The organism is Emticicia aquatica (assembly GCF_923079645.1).
GTDB lineage: Bacteria > Bacteroidota > Bacteroidia > Cytophagales > Spirosomataceae > Emticicia > Emticicia aquatica.
In genome coordinates this window covers 1,933,293-1,956,270 of sequence record NZ_CAKLPY010000001.1, presented here as the reverse complement: position 1 = coordinate 1,956,270, position 22,978 = coordinate 1,933,293, and the positions used below count along the sequence as shown (strand labels likewise).

The following is a 22,978-nucleotide window of genomic DNA, read 5'->3' as shown; positions in this document are numbered from 1 at the left end:
GAAATAATAATAATTGTAATAGCAGTTATTGATTGATATTTTAAAAATATGAGCAATCCAGTAAAATTAATAGACGCACCAGAAGGATTTGAAGGTTCTGGCTTTTTTGCAACTTCTTTTGAAAATGTAATAGGTATTGCTCGAAGCAAATCACTTTGGCCATTGCCTTTTGCCACTTCTTGTTGTGGTATCGAATTCATGGCATCAATGGGTTCTCATTATGATATTTCACGTTTTGGCTCGGAACGACCAAGTTTTTCTCCTCGCCAAGCTGATTTGTTGATGGTGATGGGTACAATCGCTAAAAAAATGGCTCCAATTGTAAAGCAAGTTTATTTACAAATGGCTGAACCACGTTGGGTAATTGCGGTTGGTGCTTGTGCTTCAAGCGGTGGTATTTTTGATACATATTCCGTTTTACAAGGTATTGACCGTGTAATTCCAGTTGATGTTTATGTGCCAGGTTGCCCACCTCGCCCAGAACAAATTTTAGACGGACTGATGGAAATTCAGAAGCTTGCAGTTAACGAATCGCTTCGTAGAAGAAATACCGATGAGTATCAAGCTTTATTAGAATCGTACAATATTCAATAAGTCAATTTGGAAGTAACTATTATAATTTCAAATTTTCAAATTTCAAAATTGGAATGACAAATCAACAAATAGCGGAAGATTTATTAGTCAAGTATGGCGAAAATGTAAATAGTTTTGAAGAACCTTGGGGGCTACTGACTTTTACAACCAATCGTCAAAACATCATCTCGTTGCTTGAATATCTCAAAAAACATGAAACTTTTCGTTTTAACTTTTTAACAGACTTAACAGGTATTCATCTTCCTGATAATGAAGGAGCTGAATTTGGAGTTATATATCACCTTCACAGCCTTGAAAATAACGTTAGGGTGAGAATCAAAGTATTTCTTTCTCAGGATGATTTGCATATTCCAACGGCCATACCAGTTCATGCTTCTGCGAATTGGATGGAAAGAGAGACATACGATTTCTTTGGAATCATTTTCGATAGTCATCCAAAATTAATCAGAATTTTAAATATCGAAGAAATGGATTATTTCCCGATGAGAAAAGAATATCCATTAGAAGATGCAACACGCCAAGATAAAGTTGATGCTTTGTTTGGAAGATAATTTACCCAAACTAAAAGGGTAACAAGTTATATTAATAAAGTTATTTCAATATAATTCCCTTCTTGGGAATAGAGGTATGGAAAACGTAATAATACCAAAAAATACCACTGATGCATTGGCGTTTAATAGGCCGATTGTTGAAGATGTAGAATATACAACCCTAAATCTTGGGCCAACTCACCCAGCCACTCACGGTATTTTTCAGAATATCTTGAAAATGGATGGAGAAAAAATTGTTTCTGGTGAGCAAACAATTGGCTACATTCATAGAGCTTTTGAAAAAATTGCTGAACGTCGTCCATTCTATCAAATTACTACGCTTACAGACCGAATGAATTACTGTTCATCGCCAATTAACAATATGGGTTGGCACATGACAGTTGAGAAACTTTTGGGTGTTACAGTCCCAAAACGTGCTCAATATATTCGTGTTATTATGATGGAATTAGCACGTATTGCTGACCACTTGATTTGTAACTCTATTTTAGGTGTTGATACAGGAGCTTACTCTGGCTTTTTATATTTGTTTCAGGAGCGTGAGAAAATATACGAAATCTATGAAGAAATGTGTGGGGCAAGGCTTACGACAAACATGGGTCGTATCGGTGGAATGGAAAGAGACCTTTCTCCAACCGCAATCAAGAAAATCAAAGATTTAATTTATAATGATTTGCCAAAAACATTGGCAGAATTTGAAAAACTCTTTAATCGTAATAGAATCTTTATTGATAGAGTTGTAAATGTTGGTCCAATCACAGGAGAACGTGCATTAGAGTACGGTTTTACCGGGCCAAATCTTAGAGCAGCTGGCATTGATTATGATGTTCGAGTGATGGAGCCTTATTCATCTTACGAAGACTTCGAATTTGATATTCCGATTGGGCATAATGGAGATACGTATGACCGTTTTATGGTTCGTAACCAAGAAATGTGGGAAAGTATGAAGATTATCAAGCAAGCCCTTGAAAATCTTCCCGAAGGACCATATTATGCTAATGAAGACCACTACTATTTGCCTCCAAAACAAGATGTTTATAAAAACATGGAAGCATTAATCTATCACTTCAAAATTGTCATGGGTGAAATTGATGCACCTGCTGGAGAAGTATATCATGCAGTTGAAGGTGGAAATGGCGAATTAGGTTTTTATTTAGTGAGTGATGGAGGAAGAGCTCCTTATCGTTTACATTTCCGTCGTCCAAGCTTTATATACTATCAAGCATATCCAGAAATGTGTAAAGGAGTTGCGATTTCGGATGCAATTGCGATTATGAGTAGTTTAAATGTAATTGCAGGTGAATTAGATGCCTAATAATTTGATTATAAAATGACTGATACTAATACCAAAATAAGTTTTACTCCCGAACGTTTGGCTAAAGCCAAAGAAATGATTGCTCGTTATCCTGACGGTAAACAAAAGTCAGCAATTATGCCAATTATGCACTTGGCCCAGGAGCAATTTGCTTGGATGAGCCAAGATGTAATGGATTATGTAGCTTCTTTGCTAGATATTACTCCAATTGAAGTATATGAAGTTGCTACTTTTTATACAATGTTTCATCTAGAACCTGTTGGTAAACATGTGATTGAATACTGCCGTACTGGTCCGTGCGTTTTGATGGGTGGAGAAGAGGTTTTCAGCCATTTAAAAAATAAATTGGGTATAAAAAAAGGTGAAACTACTGCTGATGGACTTTTTACTTTAAAAGAAGTAGAATGTTTAGCTGCTTGTGGATGGGGACCATGTTTCCAAATTCGTGAAAAATATTATATGCACTTGAATAATCAGAAAGTTGACGAGATAATTGAAGAACTTTCCAAGTAAAAAAATGGCAACAAAAATCTTAACCGAACATATAAGTACCCCTGGTATTGAAACCTTTGAAGTTTATCGTAAAAAAGGTGGTTATACTGCTGTCGAGAAAGCCATTAAAAAAATGACTCCCGACGAGGTCGTAGAAGAAGTAAAAAAATCAGGTGTCCGTGGTAGAGGAGGAGCAGGATTTCCAATGGGAATGAAATGGTCTTTCTTAGCTAAGCCAGAAGGAATTCCCCGTTATTTGGTTTGTAATGCCGATGAATCTGAACCTGGTACATTCAAAGATCATTACTTGATGAAAAATATGCCTCATTTATTGATTGAGGGAATGATTATTTCAAGCTATGCTTTAGGAGCAAATAAATCATTTATTTATGTTCGTGGTGAATTAATGTATGTGATTCGCATTCTTGAAAAAGCCATTGAAGAAGCAAAAGCAGCTGGCTTTCTTGGTAAAAATATTCTAGGTAGCGGCTATGACCTCGAATTAGTGGTTCATCCAGGTGGTGGTGCATATATATGTGGAGAAGAAACCGCCTTGCTAGAGTCATTAGAAGGGAAACGTGGAAATCCAAGAAATAAACCGCCATTTCCTGCTGTTAAAGGACTTTATCAATCGCCAACTGTTGTAAACAACGTTGAGTCAATTGCAACGGTTTCATGGATTATCAACAATGGTGGCGAAGCTTATGCCGCTGTTGGAGTTGGTAAAAGTACAGGTACAAAATTAATTTCTGCTTCTGGCCATATCAAAAACCCAGGAGTTTATGAAATTACTTTGGGCCTTTCTTGTGATGAATTTCTGAATTCAGATGAATATTGTGGTGGTGTTAGAGCTGGTCATCGTTTAAAAGCTGTTGTTGCAGGTGGTTCTTCTGTTCCAATTGTGCCAGGAGCTTTATTTCTAAAGACAGCTAATGGGGAGGACCGATTAATGTCTTATGAATCGCTTTCAGATGGTGGTTTTGTAAGTGGTACAATGCTTGGTTCTGGTGGATTTATTGCATTTGATGAAACTGCTTGTATTGTGAGAAATACTTGGAATTTTTCTCGATTTTATGAGCATGAATCTTGTGGACAATGTTCACCATGCCGAGAAGGAACAGGCTGGATGCAGAAAGTATTGAACCGAATCGAACATGGAAAAGGTAATATGAGTGATATTGACTTATTGGTTGATGTATCCAAAAAAATAGAAGGAAATACTATTTGCCCACTTGGAGATGCTGCTGCATGGCCAGTTGCAAGTGCAATTCGCCATTTCCGAGATGAATTTGAATGGCATATCAAACATCCTTTAGAAGCCACTAAGCCTGGAGCAGTCTATATGGGTGATGGAGTTTTGGTTTAATTTACCAAGAAACGATTAAAGTAAAAACCAGATTTTAAGATTACTTATCAGAATAAACTGATGGAAGATATAAAACCAATAATGTTTAAAGTTACTGTTGATGGTGTTGAGGTAGAAGTTGCCCCAGGAACTACCATTATGCAAGCTGCCCGTAAAATTGGCCCTGAGGTTGCTCCACCAGCAATGTGTTACTACGAACCATTGAAAGGTACAGGAGGAAAGTGCCGTGCATGTTTGGTAAAGGTAGCGGCTGGTTCTGCAAAAGATCCTCGTCCGATGCCAAAATTAGTAGCTTCTTGCATTACTCCAGTACAAGATGGAATGATTGTGGAAAATTTTACAAGTCCACAAGTAGTTGAAGCTCGTAAAGCAGTAGTTGAGTTTTTGTTGTTGAATCATCCACTTGATTGCCCAGTATGTGATCAGGCTGGAGAATGCCATTTGCAAGATTTTTCTTACGAAAATGGGGTAGGTACAACACGCTACGAAGAGGAACGTCGTACATTTGAAAAAGAAGATATTGGACCTTATATTCAGTTGCACATGACACGTTGTGTATTGTGTTATCGTTGTGTTTATACGGCTGACCAATTGACTGATGGACGTGTTCATGGGGTAATGGGAAGAGGAGACCATGCTGAGATTTCCACTTATATTGGTAGAGCAATTGATAATGATTTTTCAGGAAATGTCATAGATGTTTGTCCTGTTGGTGCTTTGACTGATAAAACTTATCGTTTTAAAAATCGTGTCTGGTTCTCAAAACCTGTTGATGCCCATTGCGATTGTGAAAAATGTAGTGGAAATGTTCAATTATGGTATCGTGGAGATGAAGTAATACGTGTTACAGCCCGTAAAAATGAATGGGGTGAAGTAAAAGAATTTATCTGCAATGCTTGTCGTTTTGAAAAGAAAAAAACAAGCGATTGGGTAATTGAAGGGCCTTCTAAGGTAAAACGTGCATCAGTTATTTCTGCAAATAAATATGCTGGTAATTTGATCAAAAAACCTGATTTTGCTTTGAAACTTGCTGAATCTCAATACAAAAAAATTGATGATACTCGCCCTTTTGTTAGTGAAATGTCAGAAATAAAGAAGTCAGAAGACTATAAGACATTGATGCAACAAAATGAAAATTATTTTAAGAAGTAATTGTAATACACCTTTGGTGAATTAAAAATATAGTAATTATGAGTTCATTTGTACAATGGATAACCGAAAGTATGTTCCTTTGGAAATCCCTAATAATTTTAGTGCTTTTTGCAGTTACATTGGGAATTGCAGCCTATTCAACTTGGGCGGAACGTAAAGTAGCAGCTTATATTCAAGACCGTAGAGGACCAAACCGTGCTGGTTGGGGTGGTTTACTTCAGCCTTTGGCAGATGCTGGAAAAATGTTTTTTAAAGAAGATTTTATTCCTGCAAAAGCTGACAAATGGTTATTTATATTAGGCCCTTGTTTATCAATGTTTACGGCATTAATGTCAAGTGCAGTTGTGCCATTTGGTAATTCATTTCTTATTGATGGAAAACCAGTAATTGTACAAGGAATTGAAATTAATATAGGCATTTTATATGTTTTTGGAGTTGTTTCGTTAGGAGTTTATGGAGTAATGATTGGTGGCTGGGCATCAAATAACAAATTTTCTTTGTTGGGGGCTATTCGTGCAGCATCACAAAATATTAGCTATGAGCTTGCAATGGGAATGTCAATTATTGCAATTTTGATGATGTCAGGTACACTTTCACTTCGTGAAATTACGCAGCAACAACACGGTGGCAATTGGAATGTATTTTATCAGCCTTTGGGTTGTTTGATATTTATAGTATGTGCATTTGCTGAGTGCAATCGAACTCCATTCGATTTGCCAGAGTGTGAGACAGAACTAGTTGGTGGCTATCATACTGAATATAGCTCGATGAAATTAGGATTTTATCTTTTTGCAGAATATATCAATATGTTTGCTTCATCAGCGGTTACTGCATGTTTATTTTTTGGAGGATATAATTACCCAGGAATGGATTTCGTTCAATCACAGTTGGTAGCATTTTTGGGAGATACAGTTGGACATAACGTTGCTACTTTAGTTGGTATTGGAGCCATGTTTACGAAAATATTATTTGGTATATTTTTCTTTATGTGGGTACGTTGGACTGTTCCACGTTTCCGCTATGACCAATTAATGAATTTAGGTTGGAAAGGATTAATTCCTTTGGCAGTTGGTAACATTGTTATTACCGCAATTGCATTACTTTCAGGATATAAATTAGTTGGTATTTGGGCTGGACTAGCCGTTATGGTTCTTATAATTTCAATTTTCTGGTCATTACGTCCGAAAAAGAAAAATGCTGTTTTGGGAGCTTAGTCAATTATTATTAGTGATACTTTTGACGCTTTAAATTACTCTAAAGCCAAAATTGATAAAAATATGCAATTAACGAATAGAGCAAAAAAAACTGATAAATCCGAAATGAGTTTGTTTGAGAGAAGCTATTTACCTTCTCTAGCAACTGGTTTAGGTATTACAATCCGTCACTTTTTCATGAAAAAGCCAACGATAGAATACCCTGAACAAAAAAGGTATCTTGGACCGGTTTTTCGTGGACATCATATTTTAAAACGAGACGAAGAAGGAAGAGAGCGTTGTACTGCTTGTGGTTTGTGTGCGGTTGCGTGTCCTGCTGAAGCGATTTCGATGGTTGCTCAAGAAAGAGTAAAGGGTGAAGAACATTTATATCGTGAAGAAAAATATGCTGCAGTATATGAAATAAATATGTTGCGTTGTATTTTTTGTGGTCTTTGTGAAGAAGCTTGTCCAAAACAAGCAGTTTATTTAAGACACGACATGTTTGTACCTGTATTTTCAGACCGTAAAGATGTTATTTATGGTAAAGACCAATTGGTGGAAGACATGAATCATCGTTATCAAAGAGATGCATGGACCAAGGAAGACGCTCAGAAACTTTGGAAATAAAATAAACCCAAATTTGGGGACTATCTAAGATTTATTATAATTATGCAATTTTTACAGAATATATTCAATTTACCACCTATTTGGTACACGTTTTCAATATTATCTGTGCTTACTCTTTTTGGAGCTTTAGGCACTATTATGTCGAAAAATCCAGTACATAGTGTGATTTATCTCATTGTGACTTTCTTTTCAATATCAGCACATTATATCCTTCTTAATGCACAATTTTTAGCAGCGGTTAATATAATCGTTTATGCAGGGGCAATAATGGTTCTATTCTTACTTGTTATTATGTTTTTGAATCTGAAAGAAGAAGCAGATGAAATGAAAAATAATAAAACAATTGTTGCCGCGGTCGTAACTGCACTTTTGATGGGTGGAATCTTGATATTATTTTTAAGAAGGTCTGACAAACAAACCGCAGATAAACTTAATTTCAGTTCACAAACTGGAATGGTTGAGGTCTTAGGAAAATCACTTTATGGAGAATATATTTTGCCTTTTGAATTAGTATCTGTATTGTTTTTAGTTGCGATGGCTGGAGCGGTGATGTTAGCAAAACGTGAACCTGGCGAAAGACATTTTTAATTATTATCATTCATAAAAAAAGAGACTCATGTGTTCACATGGGTCTCTTTTTTTATGGTCGGTCATCACAAACTTGGTGCCAAACTTAAAAAATGAATGAAAATTGTAGATTTTGATAACAAAAGGGATATAATTACTAATATAATTTTTGGCATGATTTTGGTCGTCAATTTGATATTCGCAAAAGATACGCATATCATTGAAAATATTCAAAAAGGTTCACTCAATAGACTTAAAGTCATCTGATATTATTGGATGACTTTTTTATTTTTTGCTTTGAGAAATACTTCTAAATATTCGCTACTTATCTTGTATTAGTAAAACGACTCAAAAGTTCTAAAAATCACAAGATTCTTACTCTAAAAGGCATAATTTCACTTTGAATTTGGTTGAATTTTATTTCCAATCAAATTTTATTAATAGTTTTGGTGTTAATGGTGATATTTTCTAAAAAATACTTTATTTTACAAACCAAAATTTTATACTACCCTTTATGACAACATTAAGTGCCAATATTGTAAATGTATTCGACGGAACGATTTCGTATGGAATATTGACAATTGACAAAGGAAGAATTCATCAAATAAAATACCAAGAAAATGAGAAAACAGATGTTATATATATATTACCTGGCTTGATTGATTCTCATGTACATGTGGAAAGTTCAATGCTTACACCAGCTCAGTTTGCTCGTTTGGCAGTTGTTCATGGCAGTGTTGGAAGTGTGTCAGACCCACACGAAATAGCCAATGTTTTGGGAGTAAAAGGAGTAGAATTTATGATAGAAGATGGGAGAAAAGTTCCGTTTAAATTTTGTTTTGGAGCACCATCTTGTGTTCCAGCGACGAATTTTGAAACGGCAGGTGCAGAAATTAACGCTAAGGACATCGCTTATTTATTTAAATTTAAGGAAATTGGATATTTAGCCGAAATGATGAATTTCCCTGGAGTGTTGAATGAAGATCCCATTGTTTTACAGAAAATTGCTCTCGCACAAGCGTATAATAAACCAGTTGATGGCCATGCTCCTGGTTTAAGAGGAGCTTCTGCTAAAAAATATATTGATGCTGGAATTGAAACTGACCATGAGTGTTTTACCAGAGGTGAAGCTTTGGAAAAACTTAAACTTGGGATGAAAATATTGATTAGAGAAGGAAGTGCTGCAAAAAACTTTGACGAATTGATTCCATTAGCCAATGAGTATTTTGCGAGTATGATGTTTTGCTCTGATGATAAGCATCCTGATAATTTAGTAGAAGGGCATATTAATCAATTAGTAAAAAGGGCTGTTGCTAAAGGTATAGATACTTTTAAAGTACTTCGTATGGCTACAATTAATCCTGTTTTACATTATAGAATGAATGTTGGTTTATTAAGAGAAGGTGATTGGGCAGATTTTATTTTGGTAGATAATTTAAGAGATTTTAATGTTTTAGGAACCTACATTAATGGTGAAAAAGTTGCTGAAAATGGTGGTTCACTTATTGAAAATTTACAAAGTGAGGTAATAAATAACTTTAATTGTGAACCAATAAGTCCATCTCAAATTGAAATGGCTGCACCCGATGGAAACAAAAAAATGAGGGTAATTAAAACGATTGATGGTCAGTTAATTACTAAAGAAATTTTTGTAGAACCTAAAATTAAAGATGGATTTGTTGTTTCAGATATAGAAAATGATATACTTAAAATTGTGGTTTTAAATCGCTATAAAAATGCAGCACCTGCAATTGCTTTTATTAACAATTATGGCTTAAAAGAAGGTGCGATTGCTTCTTCTGTTGGACATGATTCTCATAATATTATTGCTGTTGGCGTTGATGATTTTTCAATTTGTGAAGCAATTAATTTAATAATACGTGAAAAAGGAGGAGTAGCGGCGGTGAGTAATACAAAAAGAGGGGTATTGGGTTTGCCAATTGCTGGATTAATGAGTAATGATGATGGCTATAAAGTAGCTGAAAGCTATACAATGATAGACCGTTTTGTGAAAGAACAACTTGGTAGTACACTTGGTTCGCCTTTTATGAGTCTTTCGTTTATGGCGTTATTAGTTATTCCAGCTTTGAAATTAAGTGATTTAGGGCTTTTTGATGGAGAAAAATTTGAGTTTGTTGATTTATTTGAATAAAATAAGCTGAATAAAATATCAATTTTATTCAGCTTATTTATTTTATTAATCAAATTTTACTGATTTGAATTTTATAATATTATCATTCGGTTTGTCTTTTTTTACTGCTACAAAATATAAATCCTGAAAGTAATTTTCTGAATTTTCAAGTTTACATTCAATCCATTTCATTGTATCCCAATTTCCTGTTGCTTCAAATTTAACTTTACCAATAATTGGGCCTGCAACCGAATTTCTTCTAATCTCTATTTCCCCATTTTTGTCCAGCGATGCATATTCAAAACTAATATTTTTGATACCAGTAAGGTCAATTTTTTTATACATTAAATATGATTTTGAACTGCCTTGACGTAATTGACCCCATTCAAAATTAAATCCAGGGTGTAAATCAGCATCCATTGCTCTTAAAATATGGTATTTTAATCTAACAATGTCAGTTCCAGTTTGGGCTGAAGCTTCACTTGTTTTATTATCCAAATACTGTGATTTTAATGTGTAAAAACCTTTAGGGGTATCAGTTTTATGTGCTTCTAAAACTAGTGAGCCATGGGGAGGAATTGACTTAAACTCTTTTTTCGGGTCGCTTAGTGAAAGAATATATTTTATCATTTCATTGACATCTTGCTTAGCTAATTGGGGATGAGCAGCCATAACATGTACTGTTCCCCAAGTACCACCACCACCTTCAATTACTTTTTTTGTCAATAGTTGAAGTGAACCTTCACGACCAGAATATTTTTTAGAAATCTCAGTAAAGGACGGCCCAACTGCTTTTTTATCGATCGTATGACAAGCTTTACAATCACTTCCTTCTATTAAAGTTTTTCCAATAGAACCCGATTCAACCGTTGAAATTGCTTTTGTAGTTACATCAGCATCAGGACTAAAAGGCTGTGGATTATAATTATAAACTGTTTTTATTTTCTTTGTATTAATAATTTTATCCTCAAAATCATTTACATCAATTTGATAGTCGAACGGTTGATTATCCCAGTAAAATGAGCGATTTTTGCTTGATTTAATAGTTACAATTGGTTTTTCATTACCAATAATTGCGGTCAAAGTGTCAATGTTAGTAGAGCCTTTTTGGTCGGTTACTTTAAATAATAGCTTGAACTTACCCGATTTTGTGAAAGTATAGTCTGCACTTGGTTTATTTGAAATTTCTTTGCCATTTAATAACCATTGGTAAGTCAATTTATCATCAAAATCAGGGTCAGTTCCTCTACCAGAAACTTTTACCGTCAATGGAGATTTACCTACTATCTCTTTTGGTTTTGGAAAATTTCTTGTTTCTGATGTAATAAATGATTGAGCGTTTAATTTTTCAACTAATTTGGAATCCACAAAATATGCGTCACCTTTGGGAGAACGATTTTCGCTATTATACTCAATTTTTACTAGCCTTGCATCTACGTTATCAGCACCATATACAGAGCCATATTCTAATACATACATGACTCCGTCTTTTCCAAAAGTTAAGTCAATAGGTCTTCTAAAATCTCCATTAGTTGGCATAAACTTTTCACTTCTAACGTAATTTTCATTTCAAAAACAAATAATGCTCCATTATAGTATTCAGGGATTTTAGTTTTAGAGGTAGAATTTTTATCATAAGTATAGAATTCTCCAGCCATGGCACTTCTTCCGCCTAAACCTAATTCTGGGAAATCAGGTGAAAGACTATAAGGGTACCAAATTATCGGAGCAACTGCTGGTGGTAATTTTGTTAAACCAGTATTGTTTGGCGAATTATTGGTTGGTTTTTCTACATCATATTTAGGACCCGCGGTGGCTGTTTCAAAATCCCACTCAGAATATGGAAAATTATTGCCAACAAAATAAGGCCAACCATAAAAACCAGGTTTTTTTGCTTGATTAAATTCATCGTAGCCTCTTGGGCCACGTATTTTATCTTCGCCTGCATCGGGTCCAATTTCACCCCAGTAAACAGTTGATGTTTCGGGATTTATAGCAATTCGGTAGGGATTTCTACAGCCCATAGCGAAGATTTCAGGTTTGGTTTGATTGCCCTTTGGAAACATATTCCCTTGAGGAATTGTATAAGTGCCGTCTTTTTCGGGATGAATTCTTAAAATTTTTCCTTTTAAATCATTAGTATTTGCTGCTGACCTTTGGGCATCCATTGAATAATATTTTTCATCTTTGCGTTCATCAAGTGGAGCATATCCATCAGAAGGAAATGGCGTAGTGCCATCACCTGTTGATAAGAATAAATTACCATTTTTATCGAAAGCTAAAGAGCCGCCGTGGTGTGAACCGCTATTGATTTGAACAGGCACTTGCAATAGAACTTTTTCAGAACTTAAATCAAGAACGTTATTTTTGCTAATTGTAAATCGAGATAAATTAAAAAGAATTGGTTCACCTTCTATTGGTGGCGAGTAATACAGATATACCCATTGATTTTGCTCAAAATTTGGGTCAAGTGTAATTCCGATTAAACCAGTTCCACCCTTCATCACTAATGGAAAACGATGGATTAGTTTATGTTCGTTGGTTTTTGTGTTAAAAACAGATAAGTTTCCGGCCAATTCGGTAAAGAATATTCTTCCGTCTTTGGCAATCGCCAATTCCATTGGGTTATTAAGGTCATTCACTAAAACCGTTTTTTCAAACCGATTTTCTTCAGGAACAGCCTTTGAATATGATTTTGAATAATCTAAAGCATTTGCATTTCCGATAGCGTATTTGATACCTCCCAACAAATGCTGCAAGTAAAGTGGTTCAGAATAACTTTCGTCTGTATGTCCGTTTGCAGTATAAAATGCTCTTCCGCCGTCATATTCATGAAACCAAGCGATAGGATGGTTTCCACCATTTGTTCCTCCTTCATAGGTATTTTCGTCTAAAAAAGCCAAAGGTTTGATTCCATGATAAAAATATTTAAAACTGTACCATTCATCAGTTCTTTCCCATCTTGCAGGCAAATGTGCTGTTGAAATGTGCTGATTATCAGTGACATCAATACTAGCTTTTCTAATATTTGAGTTATTGGGGTGACTTCCAAAATATGCCCCAACCAATTCACCATACCATGGCCAAGCATATTCTGTGTCGGTAGCGGAGTGAATTCCAACGAACCCACCGCTCGCTTGAATATACCTTTCAAATGCCGCTTGTTGTTCGTTATTTAATACATCACCTGTTGTGTTATTGAAGATTACGGCTTGGTATTTTTGTAGATTTTGGTCAGAAAAAAGAGCAGAATTAGTAGTTGTATCTACCATAAAACTATTTTCTTGACCTAGTTTTTGTATGGCTTTAATGCTAAAAGGGATGCAACTATGTTTCCATCCTTTGGTTTTTGAAAACACTAAAACCCGTGATGTTTGAGCAAAAATGAGGCTTTTGGTGAATAAAAATAGACATATAACAAGAAATGTTCTTCTTGTTGAGAAGAATGCGAAATTCATAAGTAAGTTTTGTTATATAGGTTGAATAAATGGATTGTAAATATACAAAACAAAAAGCCTTACTTAGTGCAACTAAATAAGGCTTTTTTCATATTTATTCTAATCTGATTTTAAAAAGGTAGTTTACCTAAATCTACATTTCCACCAGTTAAAATGATACCCACTTTTTTGCCTTCAAATCGTTCTTTTTGCTTTAAAAGTGCTGCAAATGGAACCGCACTTGATGGTTCAATTACTATTTTTAAACGTTCCCAAATCAAACGCATTGCTGAAATAATTTCTTCATCACTGACCGTGATAATATCTTTTACATACATTCTGATAATTTCCAATGTTTTATCACCAAGATTGGTCATCAAGCCATCTGCAATCGTTTTTATGAAAGGAGCTTTTTCAATTTTACCACTTTTAAATGACAAAATTGCATCTGCAGCTCCTTCAGGTTCACCAGCAATTATTTCAGCATTTGGTAATAAATAATGAGTTGCCAAAGCAGTGCCACTTAATAATCCCCCACCACCCACAGGAGCCATCACAACTTGTAAATTTGGTATTTCGGTAATTAATTCAATTGTAGCGGTTGCTTGGCCAGCAATAACATCATAATTATTGAATGGATGTACAAAAGTAGCTCCAGTTCGCTCAATTACTTTTTGAACCGTCGATTCTCTTGCTTCTAATGTTGGTTCACATTCAATTATTTCTCCATCAAGTGCCTTTACACCATTTTTCTTGATAATTGGTGCATTAGTTGGCATAACAATAAATGCCTTTGTGCCAACTGTTTTTGCGGCTAACGCGATTGCTTGAGCATGATTGCCAGATGAATGTGTCGTGATTCCCTTTTCTTGTTCTTCTTTTGATAATGATAAAACTGCATTCATGCCTCCTCGTGCTTTAAATGCCCCAATTTTCTGAAAATTTTCGCACTTAAAATAAATTTCACAACCAATTAATTCATTGATACTTTGTGAAGTAAGCACAGGAGTTTGGTGAATAAATGATTTTATTCGTTCATGGACAGTTTGAATATCTTCAAGACTTGGAATATGGTTCATTTTTTGAATGACGATTGATTAGTCGTAAAATTATCTTAGATACAAAATATAATCTGTTGATGGTAAGGTTGTTAAGTCAACTTTTAAAAGTAAAATAACTTGCCCTCGATGGTACGAAGCATGTAAAGCAAGATGAGTTAAAATCTGATTTATAGTACTTGTAAAATTTTCACCTTTAGAATTTTGATAAGCAATTAGTTGATTAATATCTTGACTATCAATTATTTTGCAAACATCATTATAATTTATTTCCAAAAGTTCTAACATTATTTCAACCTCAAAGACTTCCCAAACTTTCAAATCGGTTGTATTGTGATTAATTCTGTCAAGCCAAATTCTTTGAGCTGCAATCGTATGCGAAAATACCTCAATAGCTTTCTTAGGAGCGTTCTGAATAGAAATTAACGCCTCTAAAACTTTCAGATTTGCCCAATGTTCATGTTCAAATAGCGTTTTGAAATATTCTTTCATCCGATTTTATCGCCTCAATTTTTCAACTTCTGCCAATACTTCTGCAATACCCTTCAAAGGAATTTTCACCCAAGTTGGTCGATAATTTACTTCGTAGCCAATTTCATAAACAGCTTTTTCGAGTAAATGGAAAAGTAACAAATAGTTAATTTCATTATTATCTTTGAAGAGAGGATGTGGAGAGCCAAAAACTGCCAAATATTCCTCCAAATACGTGTCTTTTATCAGTTTATACCAACGGTCGGCAGCTCTTTGTAATTCTTGAGCATCAATATTACTGGTTTCAGCCGAATTAAAAAGTTTTGCTGATACAGCGTAATGATATGAACGAATCATTCCTGCAACGTCTTTTAAAGGCGAATGTTTGATTTTTCGCTCAGTAATTGTACTTTCTGGCTCACCTTCAAAATCAATTATAACAAGGTCATCTTCCGTTGCTAAAACTTGACCTAAATGATAATCGCCATGAATACGTGTACGGTATGAAAAAAGTGGACGAGTAAGCACTTGGTCGATGAAATCTAGAATCATATCTTTGGCTTCCATAAATTTCCATGCCAAAAATTGTGCTTGTTCATCTAGCCTCAAGTAATTATCTGTCAATAAAGTATATCTTCGTTCGAGTAGGTTTTCAAATTTCTGATGCAGAAATCTACGATATTGACGGTCGAAAGGTTCTGCATTGAAAGCTTCAGCTCCACGCAATGCAAAAAGTGCTTTGTGCATTTCAGCAGTGCGAACTGCAAGTTGAGAAACTTTGCCAAAAACTGATTCTCTGATTTGAAAATTACCATCAACAAACGCTTCCATGAAATCATTTAGATAATCGCCAGTCATGCTCCAATCATCTTTCAGGCTTTCCACTACTTCAACCATCACCGCAAATGTAATTTCAGGGGCGTTCGAACGCTTCCATGTAATACTTCCTGCAAATCTAGGAATATTTTTAAAGTCAGAATTTTGAGTAATAAATTCAACCATTTCTGCTTCAGGATTAGTCTCAGCAAAAATTTTACGGTATAGTTTAAGGAAATATTTTCCATCGAATATCATTGCAGAATTGGATGAGTCAATATTTGGCAACACAGATTCGATTACTTCAGATTCAGCAATAAAAGCTTTTCCTTTAAGAAAAGACAAAACATCTTTATTGATTTGGTCGTAAGCTTTTTGATTATAGAAGCTTGAAAATAAGGCATTTCTAAAGTTGACATCATAAATTGCATCAACCAAAAAACCTAATTTATCATCCATACTCGCTTTACTCAATATTCCTTTTGGTGAAATATCTTGCGTATTGGTTTCTACAAATGATAATGGTAAAAGATATAATTCAACATCGCCTTCTTCGTATTTAGCTTCAAAAGTCATGAAAATAAACTCATCGAAATGAACCGCATCTTTAACTTTCAACTGCTTAATCGAGCGTGCTTTGCCAGCAAACCAGCGACATTGAGCAATGAAAGGAGGTAAGATATTATCTTCTAAAACAGTATGTACATATTTATCTTTTTCAAAACCAGCCCATTCGATGGCTAAAACAAACTCAGTCATTGTATTTTCGTTTTTTTGTTAGGTTGTCGAAAATTAGGAAGGACTAAGTGATAATGCAAATATTTGGCGTAAATGTTTTGTTACAAAAAAAGTCTTGGCTCGTATTTCTACAAACCAAGACTTTTTTAAGAGAAATTATTATTTTTACTTTAAATATCCTTCAAATACGCTAACAGCGGGGCCAATTAAATGGATATTTTGAAAGTTTTCTTCAAATGAAACTTCCAAATTTCCTCCCTTAGTAATTACTCTTATTGGGCTATTAAGTCCATAACGAAGATTAGCAGCCAATGCACTAGCTGTTACGCCAGTTCCGCATGAATAAGTTTCATCTTCGACTCCACGCTCATAAGTACGCACATAAATGGTGTTTTCATTGATAATTTCTACAAAATTTACGTTAGTACCGCCACGTTTTACCCATTCTTCCGAATATCTAATTTGATTGCCTTCTAAAAAAACGTCGTAATTTTCAATATCTTTTACAAATTCAACGTAGTGTGGCGACCCGGTATTCATAAAATCATAAGTAGGGTGGCGTTCCAAGCTATGAACTTCGCCCATTTTCAGAGCAATAACATTTTCGTTGGCTTGTGCTGTATGTTCGCCATCGACAGCGATGAATTTGGTTTCTTTTTTGAAAATACCTAAATCTTCAGCAAACCGAACGGTACATCTGCCACCATTTCCACACATACTTCCTTCACGTCCATCTGCATTGAAATAGACCATTCTGAAATCGTAATTTTGGTCGTTTTGGAGCAAAATTAGGCCATCAGCACCAATGCCAAATCGTCGATGACAAAGATGTTCTATATAAGATTGATTTACAGGAAAATTTTCGTTGCGATTATCAATCATCACGAAGTCATTACCTGTACCTTGATATTTGTAGAATTTGATATTTTCAGTTGAAGTTTCCATTGAATTAGATTTTTGAAATCATCAATTTTGTTTAAAAGCGATATATATAAAAAAAGCCGCTCCATTGGGGCGGCCTTTTCCTACACAAAATTATGAAAAAGCTATTACTTTTATCTTTAGACAATTTTGAAATAAAAAAGTTAGAAAAAAATCTGACTTTTTTCAAAATATGTTCTTATTTCTTTTTTAATTCTTTAATACGTGCTGCTTTACCTTGTTTTCCACGTAAGTAGAATAATCTAGCACGACGTACTTTACCTTGACGTACTACTTCAATTTTGTCAACGCTAGGTGAAAGAACTGGAAAAATACGCTCTACACCAATTCCGTTAGAAATTTTACGTACAGTGAATGATTCTCCGTTTGTACCAACGTTACGACGTTGAATTACAGTACCAGTGTATATCTGAATACGTTCTTTGTTTCCCTCAGTAATCTTAACGTGAACGTTAATTGTATCACCTGCTTTAAAATCGGGTTGCGTTTGTCTTTTACCAGCAAATTCTGCTTCGACTAACTTAATCAAATCCATTGTTTTGTTATTTACTTGATTATCAAATATTTAAGTCGCTTAGTGAAGCGGCTGAACCGTACAAAGCCCAGCATTCTCCTAATCGGACTGCAAAGATAATGAATCTAAATGTAAACCACAAACAACGAATAAAATTTTCCTTTGTTGTATTTTCAATGACTAAAGTATAAAAAAAAATAGTACTTGTAAAGTTTTGTCAAGAAAAATTTTAGAAAAAAATTATAACGTGTAAATGTACCTTCAATTGGTTTAATTGAAGGTACATTTGGTCATACTTGAGTATGATTGTTGTTAGTTTAGATTTTTTAATTAATCAAAAACTATTTCACAAGCGAAAAAGCGAATAAAGTTTCGGTAATGATTTGTTTAAATCGGGCAATATAAGTTTCATCTTGTTGCGGCGTTCCATCCGATTTCTTCGGGTCTTCATAAGTTGTTCCAATCCTCAATGCAACATTTGGAATAAATGGACAATTCTGTTCTGCATCAGAGCAAGTCATTATTGCAGCAAAATCGTTTTTGGGATTTGCTTCATGGTCATAGACCTTTGAGAAACAAGTTGTAAAGTCATTTTCACCGAAGCTAACTTTATAGACTGGATTGTTTACTTTATCGTCAGAATTTACCACAAAACCAATACTTTGCAAGGCTTTGATTGCATTTGGATTGAAAGCTGTTGCTTCTGTTCCACCTGAAAAAGTGGCTACATTATCAATATTATAATAGGCTGCTGCAACAGCCGCAGCAACTTGACCAAAATGACTTCTGCGAGAATTATGAGTACAGATATAAACAAGTTTGATAGGCTCATTTTTATCATATCTTGCTTGAATATATGTTGCAATTTTTTGTAATAACTCTTTTCGTTCTCCAGGGATTATTGCAAAATCTTGCTCTAAATCTTTTACGAATTTTCTGATTGATTGATACATTTTTGAATGAAATTTGGTCAAAAACTTAACAACATCCACCACCTGGTGTGCAACAGGCATTGGTAGATGCAGCTACTTGAGAAATATTTACTTTTAATTTATCGGCTGGAATACTGCATGAATCTTGAGCTAAACAAGCTGTTTGTTTATTTTTTAAAACAAAATCTGTTCCGTTGAAACCTAAATCATACTTTCCAATAGTTTCTGCTTGGTATTCTACTTCAATTTCAAGGTCTTCCATTCCTAGAGCTTTTTCTGAAAGAGCAATGATATTGAGTAATTTTTGTGGTTTTAGACGATGGTCAAAGTCATTGGCATCCCACAATTGAAAATTAGCAACTTTCTCGTTGCGAATAACTCCACCACAATCAATAAAGTGCTTGGTAATTACTCCGACTTCCGTTACATGGAAATGCTCTGGAACTTTTGCTCCATTTTCAAGTTCAAAATTGACACTTTCGGCGTTATTAAGATAATTTTTTATTTCAGAGAGTTTCATATTTTTGTCTTTTTATGATTAAAATTTTAACAACAACTATTGTTAGGAGCTTTTACCGAAGCAAATAGCCCTTGAATTTTACTAAATTTTACTTCATTGATACAATAACAAATGGCATTGCCTTCAATATTTCCTTTGATAATTCCAGCATTTTTCAACTCCTTTAAATGTTGCGAAATGGTCGGTTGAGCCAATGGAAGTTCGTTCACAATATCATTACAAATACAGGCATTTACTTTTAATAAATACTCAATAATAGCAACTCTTGCTGGATGTGCGATGGCTTTTGCCAGTGTTGCAATCTCATTTTGATTTTCAGTAAAAAGGTCAGTTTTTGTAATACCCATTATCGCTTATTTTTATATTGCAATATTACGATATAGTTTTTGAATAAAAAAGAGAAATATGAATTTTCTCTTTGAATTTGATTATTTCCACTTTCTCTTTTGCCATTCTTTTTGTTGAGTTTCGTTGAGGAAAGTCCAAGCTACAATTCTACTGTTTTTTTGTCCTTGTGTCATTTTGATGGTGCGAACGCTAAATGCTTTTGCTTGGCGAAGTGCATGATAAATACTTTGTAAATGCTCTTTTTTGGAAATTAAACTCGTAAACCAAAAGCATTGATTTGGAATTGTGGCACTTTCACGAATCATTTTACACACAAAAGCTTCTTCACCACCTTCACACCAAAGTTCGGAATTTTGTCCACCAAAGTTCAAAATTGGCTTTTTAGCGTTATTATTTCCCAAGTTTCTAAGTTTTCGTTGTGTGCCAGCCGTTGCTTCTTCGAGTGAAGAATGAAAAGGCGGATTACAAATTGAAACATCAAAAGCCTCATTAGGTATGATTATGCCTTTGAAAATATTATTATTTGATTCCTGCAAACGGCACTCAATTTTTCCTGCAAGAATTGGGTTTGAATCAATAATGTTTTTGGCCGATTTGATAGCAATTGGGTCAATATCCGTACCGACAAACTGCCAAGCGTATTCTTTTTGTCCAATAATGGGATAAACACAGTTTGCCCCAATGCCAATATCGAGTATTTTTATTGATTTACCAGTCGGAATCAGATTGTTATTACAAGAAGCGAGCAAATCAGCAATATAATGAATGTAATCGGCTCGACCTGGAATTGGTGGACAAAGGTAGTTTTTGGGAATATCCCAAAGATTTATGGCATAAAAATGTTTCAAAATAGCTTTATTAAGTGTTTTAACAGCATCTGGATTCGCAAAATCAATGGTTTCGTTATTATATTGATTTACAAAAACATAAGGAGATAATTCAGCAGAAGAGGAAATTAATTGCTCAAAATCATAACGAAATCGGTGTGGATTACGTGGGTGAAGTCCATTTTTCTCTGAATTATTAGGGCTTTTAGTAGATTTTATGTTTCCTTTTGATTTCATTTAATATTCACTATTTCCAACAAAAGTACAGCAATAAAATATAATTTACGTTTTGATAGAAAAAAAATAGCACACGCTCTAATGTAAAGGTGTGCTACGTATCTAACCCTAAACTAATGAAACCTTATTTTAAACAAAAAAAAAACAAACTGTAATTCTTTAGTATGAAAGGCTGATTCCGAAGAATCAGCTTTCAGTACTAAATACTTATATCATGGCTATTAAGATGCTACAAATTTAAGTACTTAAGTGAAGCAAGCATAGCGTTAAAATACTATAATCGCTAGGGGTTTTTACGTGATTTTGGAATGTTACATTTATTATGTAGAAAATAATTGAAATTTTTGACATCATTGAATAATTTGTATATTCACCAACTTATAAAGACATTGGAGCAACAAATTAAAAAACAAAATGAATACACAAGGAAAACAAAAAGAGCAAATAACTTATGATGCTATTGTGGTGGGTTCTGGGATTTCGGGTGGATGGTCTGCAAAAGAATTATCCGAAAAAGGACTTAAAGTATTGATGCTTGAACGTGGAAGAATGATTGAACACGTAAAAGATTATCATACGGCAATGAAAGCCCCTTGGGAAATTTGAGCATCATAACTTAAAAATGCCCGAAAAAGAACTTGAAAAGCAATTGATTCAAAACCGTACTGGTTTTACGGTTACTGAAGCAACGGCTCATCATTTTGTTAATGATTTAGAAAATCCTTATGTAGAAGATAAACCATTCGACTGGATTCGTGGCTATCATGTTGGCGGACGCTCGCTCATGTGGGGACGGTATTCTTTTCGTTTTTCAGATTTAGATTTTGAAGCAAATATAAAAGAAGGAATTGGTGTTGATTGGCCTATCAGGTATAAAGATATTGCTCCGTGGTATGACCATGTAGAGCGATTTGCAGGAATTGCAGGAAATCGTGATGGATTGCCTCAATTACCCGATGGCATTTTTCAACCTGCTTTACCTGAAAATTGTATTGAAAGTCATTTTAGGGAAGCAGTTAATACAAAATTTTCCGACCGAAAAGTGATTGCCGCTCGAGCCGCTCATTTGACTCAGCCAACGGAAGAACAAACTGCATTGGGACGAGCAAAATGTCAATTTCGGAATCTTTGTATGCGTGGTTGTCCGTTTGGGGCATATTTTAGTAGTCAATCAGCTACAATTCCAGCAGCACGCAAAACTGGAAATTTGACGATTCGTCCACATTCGATTGTTAATTCAATCATTTACGATGAAAAAACAGGAAAAGCTTCTGGCGTAAGAGTAATTGATGAGCAAACCAATGAATGGATTGAGTTCAATGCCAAAGTGATTTTCCTGAATGCTTCGGCTCTAGGTTCAACCTTTATTTTGATGAATTCTAAGTCTAATCGTTTTCCTAATGGGATGGACGATAGCGGACAATTGGGTCATAATTTGATGGACCATCATTTTCATGTTGGGGCAAATGCCGATTATGAAGGCGATTTAGATAAAGTTTATTATGGTCGCCATCCTGCGGGTTTATATATTCCACGCTTTAGAAATGTGAATGGCGATAAGCAAAATTTCAAACGAGGTTATGGATTTGAAGTTTATACTTGGCGTGAAGGTTGGGGCAGTGCCGCGGGAATGGAAGGTTTTGGAGAAGATTTTAAAGAAAAAAACACCCAATTTGGTAAATGGAAAATGATTTTGGACGCTTTTGGAGAATGTTTGCCTTATTACGAAAATAAAGTTTCTCTTACTGAAGAAATGAAGGATAAATGGGGGCAGCCTGTTTTAAAATTTGATGCACAGCATCGAGAAAATGAAATGGCAATGCGAAAAGATGCTCAAGAACAAGCCGTTGCAATGATGGAAGCATCAGGTTTTAAAAATATCGAAGGTTTTGATGCAAAAGCTACGATTGGCTTGAGTATCCACGAAATGGGTACGGCTCGCATGGGAAATGACCCAAAAAATTCTGTTTTTAATAAATATAACCAGCATCATGCAGTGAAAAATGTATTTTGCACAGATGGTGCTGCAATGACTTCTTCACCGTGTCAAAACCCATCCTTAACTTATATGGCTCTTTCGGCCCGAGCGGCAAATTATGCTGTGGAAGAATTAAAAAAGATGAATTTGTAAAAAAATGGGGCATAAATTT

21 protein-coding genes and 1 pseudogene are annotated in these 22,978 nt (G+C 34.8%); 11 read left to right on the top strand and 11 right to left on the bottom strand.

The window, feature by feature from the left end; genetic code table 11:
* The first annotated feature begins 48 nt into the window (after positions 1-48).
* From MJQ71_RS08450 to ade, 10 genes are all read left to right on the top strand, one after another.
* Positions 49-594 carry an NADH-quinone oxidoreductase subunit B gene (locus MJQ71_RS08450; RefSeq protein ID WP_238806137.1) on the top strand — a complete coding sequence of 182 codons (546 nt, stop codon included), beginning with the start codon at positions 49-51 and terminating at the stop codon, positions 592-594.
* 53 nt (positions 595-647) lie between these two features.
* Positions 648-1,145: an NADH-quinone oxidoreductase subunit C gene (locus MJQ71_RS08445; RefSeq protein WP_238806136.1), complete on the top strand. Its 498-nt coding sequence runs from the start codon at positions 648-650 to the stop codon at positions 1,143-1,145.
* A 76-nt stretch (positions 1,146-1,221) separates the two neighbouring features.
* Positions 1,222-2,457, top strand: coding sequence for an NADH-quinone oxidoreductase subunit D (locus MJQ71_RS08440; RefSeq protein ID WP_238806135.1), 1,236 nt, complete (start codon positions 1,222-1,224; stop codon positions 2,455-2,457).
* Positions 2,458-2,472: 15 nt separating this feature from the next.
* Positions 2,473-2,970, top strand: a complete 498-nt coding sequence (locus tag MJQ71_RS08435) for an NADH-quinone oxidoreductase subunit NuoE family protein (RefSeq protein ID WP_238806134.1) — start codon at positions 2,473-2,475, stop codon at positions 2,968-2,970.
* Positions 2,971-2,974: 4 nt separating this feature from the next.
* On the top strand, positions 2,975-4,315 hold the full coding sequence (gene nuoF, locus MJQ71_RS08430) for an NADH-quinone oxidoreductase subunit NuoF (protein WP_238806133.1): 1,341 nt from the start codon (positions 2,975-2,977) through the stop codon (positions 4,313-4,315).
* A gap of 60 nt (positions 4,316-4,375) precedes the next feature.
* Entirely contained in the window at positions 4,376-5,467 is a 1,092-nt protein-coding gene (locus MJQ71_RS08425; protein WP_238806132.1) for an NADH-quinone oxidoreductase subunit G, read from the top strand.
* A 38-nt stretch (positions 5,468-5,505) separates the two neighbouring features.
* On the top strand, positions 5,506-6,681 hold the full coding sequence (gene nuoH, locus MJQ71_RS08420; protein WP_238806131.1) for an NADH-quinone oxidoreductase subunit NuoH: 1,176 nt from the start codon (positions 5,506-5,508) through the stop codon (positions 6,679-6,681).
* A gap of 63 nt (positions 6,682-6,744) precedes the next feature.
* Positions 6,745-7,290 carry a NuoI/complex I 23 kDa subunit family protein gene (locus tag MJQ71_RS08415; protein WP_238806130.1) on the top strand — a complete coding sequence of 182 codons (546 nt, stop codon included), beginning with the start codon at positions 6,745-6,747 and terminating at the stop codon, positions 7,288-7,290.
* Between the two features lie 42 nt (positions 7,291-7,332).
* A complete protein-coding gene (locus MJQ71_RS08410) occupies positions 7,333-7,878 on the top strand; it encodes an NADH-quinone oxidoreductase subunit J family protein (protein ID WP_238806129.1) in 546 nt (181 codons plus the stop codon).
* A 493-nt stretch (positions 7,879-8,371) separates the two neighbouring features.
* Positions 8,372-10,009 (top strand): adenine deaminase, encoded by a 1,638-nt coding sequence (gene ade, locus MJQ71_RS08405; RefSeq protein WP_238806128.1) that lies wholly within the window; start codon positions 8,372-8,374, stop codon positions 10,007-10,009.
* 45 nt (positions 10,010-10,054) lie between these two features.
* Here ade and MJQ71_RS08400 read toward each other — a convergent pair whose 3' ends face one another.
* From MJQ71_RS08400 to rlmF, 11 genes are all read right to left on the bottom strand, one after another.
* Positions 10,055-11,527 (bottom strand): carbohydrate-binding protein, encoded by a 1,473-nt coding sequence (locus tag MJQ71_RS08400; protein WP_238806127.1) that lies wholly within the window; start codon positions 11,525-11,527, stop codon positions 10,055-10,057.
* Positions 11,488-13,446, bottom strand: coding sequence for a ThuA domain-containing protein (locus MJQ71_RS08395; RefSeq protein WP_238806126.1), 1,959 nt, complete (start codon positions 13,444-13,446; stop codon positions 11,488-11,490). Before MJQ71_RS08395 ends, MJQ71_RS08400 begins: the two co-directional genes overlap by 40 nt.
* Before the next feature lie 110 nt (positions 13,447-13,556).
* Complete coding sequence (locus tag MJQ71_RS08390; RefSeq protein ID WP_238806125.1) at positions 13,557-14,504, bottom strand: threonine ammonia-lyase; 948 nt, start codon at positions 14,502-14,504, stop codon at positions 13,557-13,559.
* A 30-nt stretch (positions 14,505-14,534) separates the two neighbouring features.
* A complete protein-coding gene (locus MJQ71_RS08385) occupies positions 14,535-14,975 on the bottom strand; it encodes a DinB family protein (protein WP_238806124.1) in 441 nt (146 codons plus the stop codon).
* Between the two features lie 6 nt (positions 14,976-14,981).
* On the bottom strand, positions 14,982-16,529 hold the full coding sequence (locus MJQ71_RS08380) for a maltokinase N-terminal cap-like domain-containing protein (protein WP_238806123.1): 1,548 nt from the start codon (positions 16,527-16,529) through the stop codon (positions 14,982-14,984).
* A gap of 144 nt (positions 16,530-16,673) precedes the next feature.
* Positions 16,674-17,453 (bottom strand): diaminopimelate epimerase, encoded by a 780-nt coding sequence (gene dapF / locus MJQ71_RS08375; RefSeq protein ID WP_238806122.1) that lies wholly within the window; start codon positions 17,451-17,453, stop codon positions 16,674-16,676.
* 175 nt (positions 17,454-17,628) lie between these two features.
* Positions 17,629-17,985, bottom strand: a complete 357-nt coding sequence (gene rplS / locus MJQ71_RS08370) for a 50S ribosomal protein L19 (RefSeq protein WP_238806121.1) — start codon at positions 17,983-17,985, stop codon at positions 17,629-17,631.
* Between the two features lie 320 nt (positions 17,986-18,305).
* Complete coding sequence (locus MJQ71_RS08365) at positions 18,306-18,977, bottom strand: low molecular weight phosphatase family protein (RefSeq protein ID WP_238806120.1); 672 nt, start codon at positions 18,975-18,977, stop codon at positions 18,306-18,308.
* Positions 18,943-19,416, bottom strand: a complete 474-nt coding sequence (locus MJQ71_RS08360) for a DUF6428 family protein (protein WP_238806119.1) — start codon at positions 19,414-19,416, stop codon at positions 18,943-18,945. Before MJQ71_RS08360 ends, MJQ71_RS08365 begins: the two co-directional genes overlap by 35 nt.
* Before the next feature lie 26 nt (positions 19,417-19,442).
* Positions 19,443-19,763 carry an ArsR/SmtB family transcription factor gene (locus MJQ71_RS08355; protein ID WP_238806118.1) on the bottom strand — a complete coding sequence of 107 codons (321 nt, stop codon included), beginning with the start codon at positions 19,761-19,763 and terminating at the stop codon, positions 19,443-19,445.
* An 81-nt stretch (positions 19,764-19,844) separates the two neighbouring features.
* The gene (gene rlmF / locus MJQ71_RS08350; RefSeq protein ID WP_238806117.1) at positions 19,845-20,828 is read right to left on the bottom strand and encodes a 23S rRNA (adenine(1618)-N(6))-methyltransferase RlmF; all 984 of its coding nucleotides are present in this window, start codon (positions 20,826-20,828) and stop codon (positions 19,845-19,847) included.
* Positions 20,829-21,242: 414 nt separating this feature from the next.
* Here rlmF and MJQ71_RS08345 point away from each other — a divergent pair.
* Positions 21,243-22,959, top strand: a pseudogene (locus tag MJQ71_RS08345) (GMC oxidoreductase).
* Positions 22,960-22,978: the final 19 nt, after the last annotated feature.

Coding starts and splice junctions, on each gene's coding strand:
- MJQ71_RS08450 (WP_238806137.1), top strand. CDS start 49: ATGAGCAATCCAGTAAAATTAATAGACGCACCAGAAGGATTTGAAGGT.
- MJQ71_RS08445 (WP_238806136.1), top strand. CDS start 648: ATGACAAATCAACAAATAGCGGAAGATTTATTAGTCAAGTATGGCGAA.
- MJQ71_RS08440 (WP_238806135.1), top strand. CDS start 1,222: ATGGAAAACGTAATAATACCAAAAAATACCACTGATGCATTGGCGTTT.
- MJQ71_RS08435 (WP_238806134.1), top strand. CDS start 2,473: ATGACTGATACTAATACCAAAATAAGTTTTACTCCCGAACGTTTGGCT.
- nuoF (WP_238806133.1), top strand. CDS start 2,975: ATGGCAACAAAAATCTTAACCGAACATATAAGTACCCCTGGTATTGAA.
- MJQ71_RS08425 (WP_238806132.1), top strand. CDS start 4,376: ATGGAAGATATAAAACCAATAATGTTTAAAGTTACTGTTGATGGTGTT.
- nuoH (WP_238806131.1), top strand. CDS start 5,506: ATGAGTTCATTTGTACAATGGATAACCGAAAGTATGTTCCTTTGGAAA.
- MJQ71_RS08415 (WP_238806130.1), top strand. CDS start 6,745: ATGCAATTAACGAATAGAGCAAAAAAAACTGATAAATCCGAAATGAGT.
- MJQ71_RS08410 (WP_238806129.1), top strand. CDS start 7,333: ATGCAATTTTTACAGAATATATTCAATTTACCACCTATTTGGTACACG.
- ade (WP_238806128.1), top strand. CDS start 8,372: ATGACAACATTAAGTGCCAATATTGTAAATGTATTCGACGGAACGATT.
- MJQ71_RS08400 (WP_238806127.1), bottom strand. CDS start 11,527: ATGCCAACTAATGGAGATTTTAGAAGACCTATTGACTTAACTTTTGGA.
- MJQ71_RS08395 (WP_238806126.1), bottom strand. CDS start 13,446: ATGAATTTCGCATTCTTCTCAACAAGAAGAACATTTCTTGTTATATGT.
- MJQ71_RS08390 (WP_238806125.1), bottom strand. CDS start 14,504: ATGAACCATATTCCAAGTCTTGAAGATATTCAAACTGTCCATGAACGA.
- MJQ71_RS08385 (WP_238806124.1), bottom strand. CDS start 14,975: ATGAAAGAATATTTCAAAACGCTATTTGAACATGAACATTGGGCAAAT.
- MJQ71_RS08380 (WP_238806123.1), bottom strand. CDS start 16,529: ATGACTGAGTTTGTTTTAGCCATCGAATGGGCTGGTTTTGAAAAAGAT.
- dapF (WP_238806122.1), bottom strand. CDS start 17,453: ATGGAAACTTCAACTGAAAATATCAAATTCTACAAATATCAAGGTACA.
- rplS (WP_238806121.1), bottom strand. CDS start 17,985: ATGGATTTGATTAAGTTAGTCGAAGCAGAATTTGCTGGTAAAAGACAA.
- MJQ71_RS08365 (WP_238806120.1), bottom strand. CDS start 18,977: ATGCCTGTTGCACACCAGGTGGTGGATGTTGTTAAGTTTTTGACCAAA.
- MJQ71_RS08360 (WP_238806119.1), bottom strand. CDS start 19,416: ATGAAACTCTCTGAAATAAAAAATTATCTTAATAACGCCGAAAGTGTC.
- MJQ71_RS08355 (WP_238806118.1), bottom strand. CDS start 19,763: ATGGGTATTACAAAAACTGACCTTTTTACTGAAAATCAAAATGAGATT.
- rlmF (WP_238806117.1), bottom strand. CDS start 20,828: ATGAAATCAAAAGGAAACATAAAATCTACTAAAAGCCCTAATAATTCA.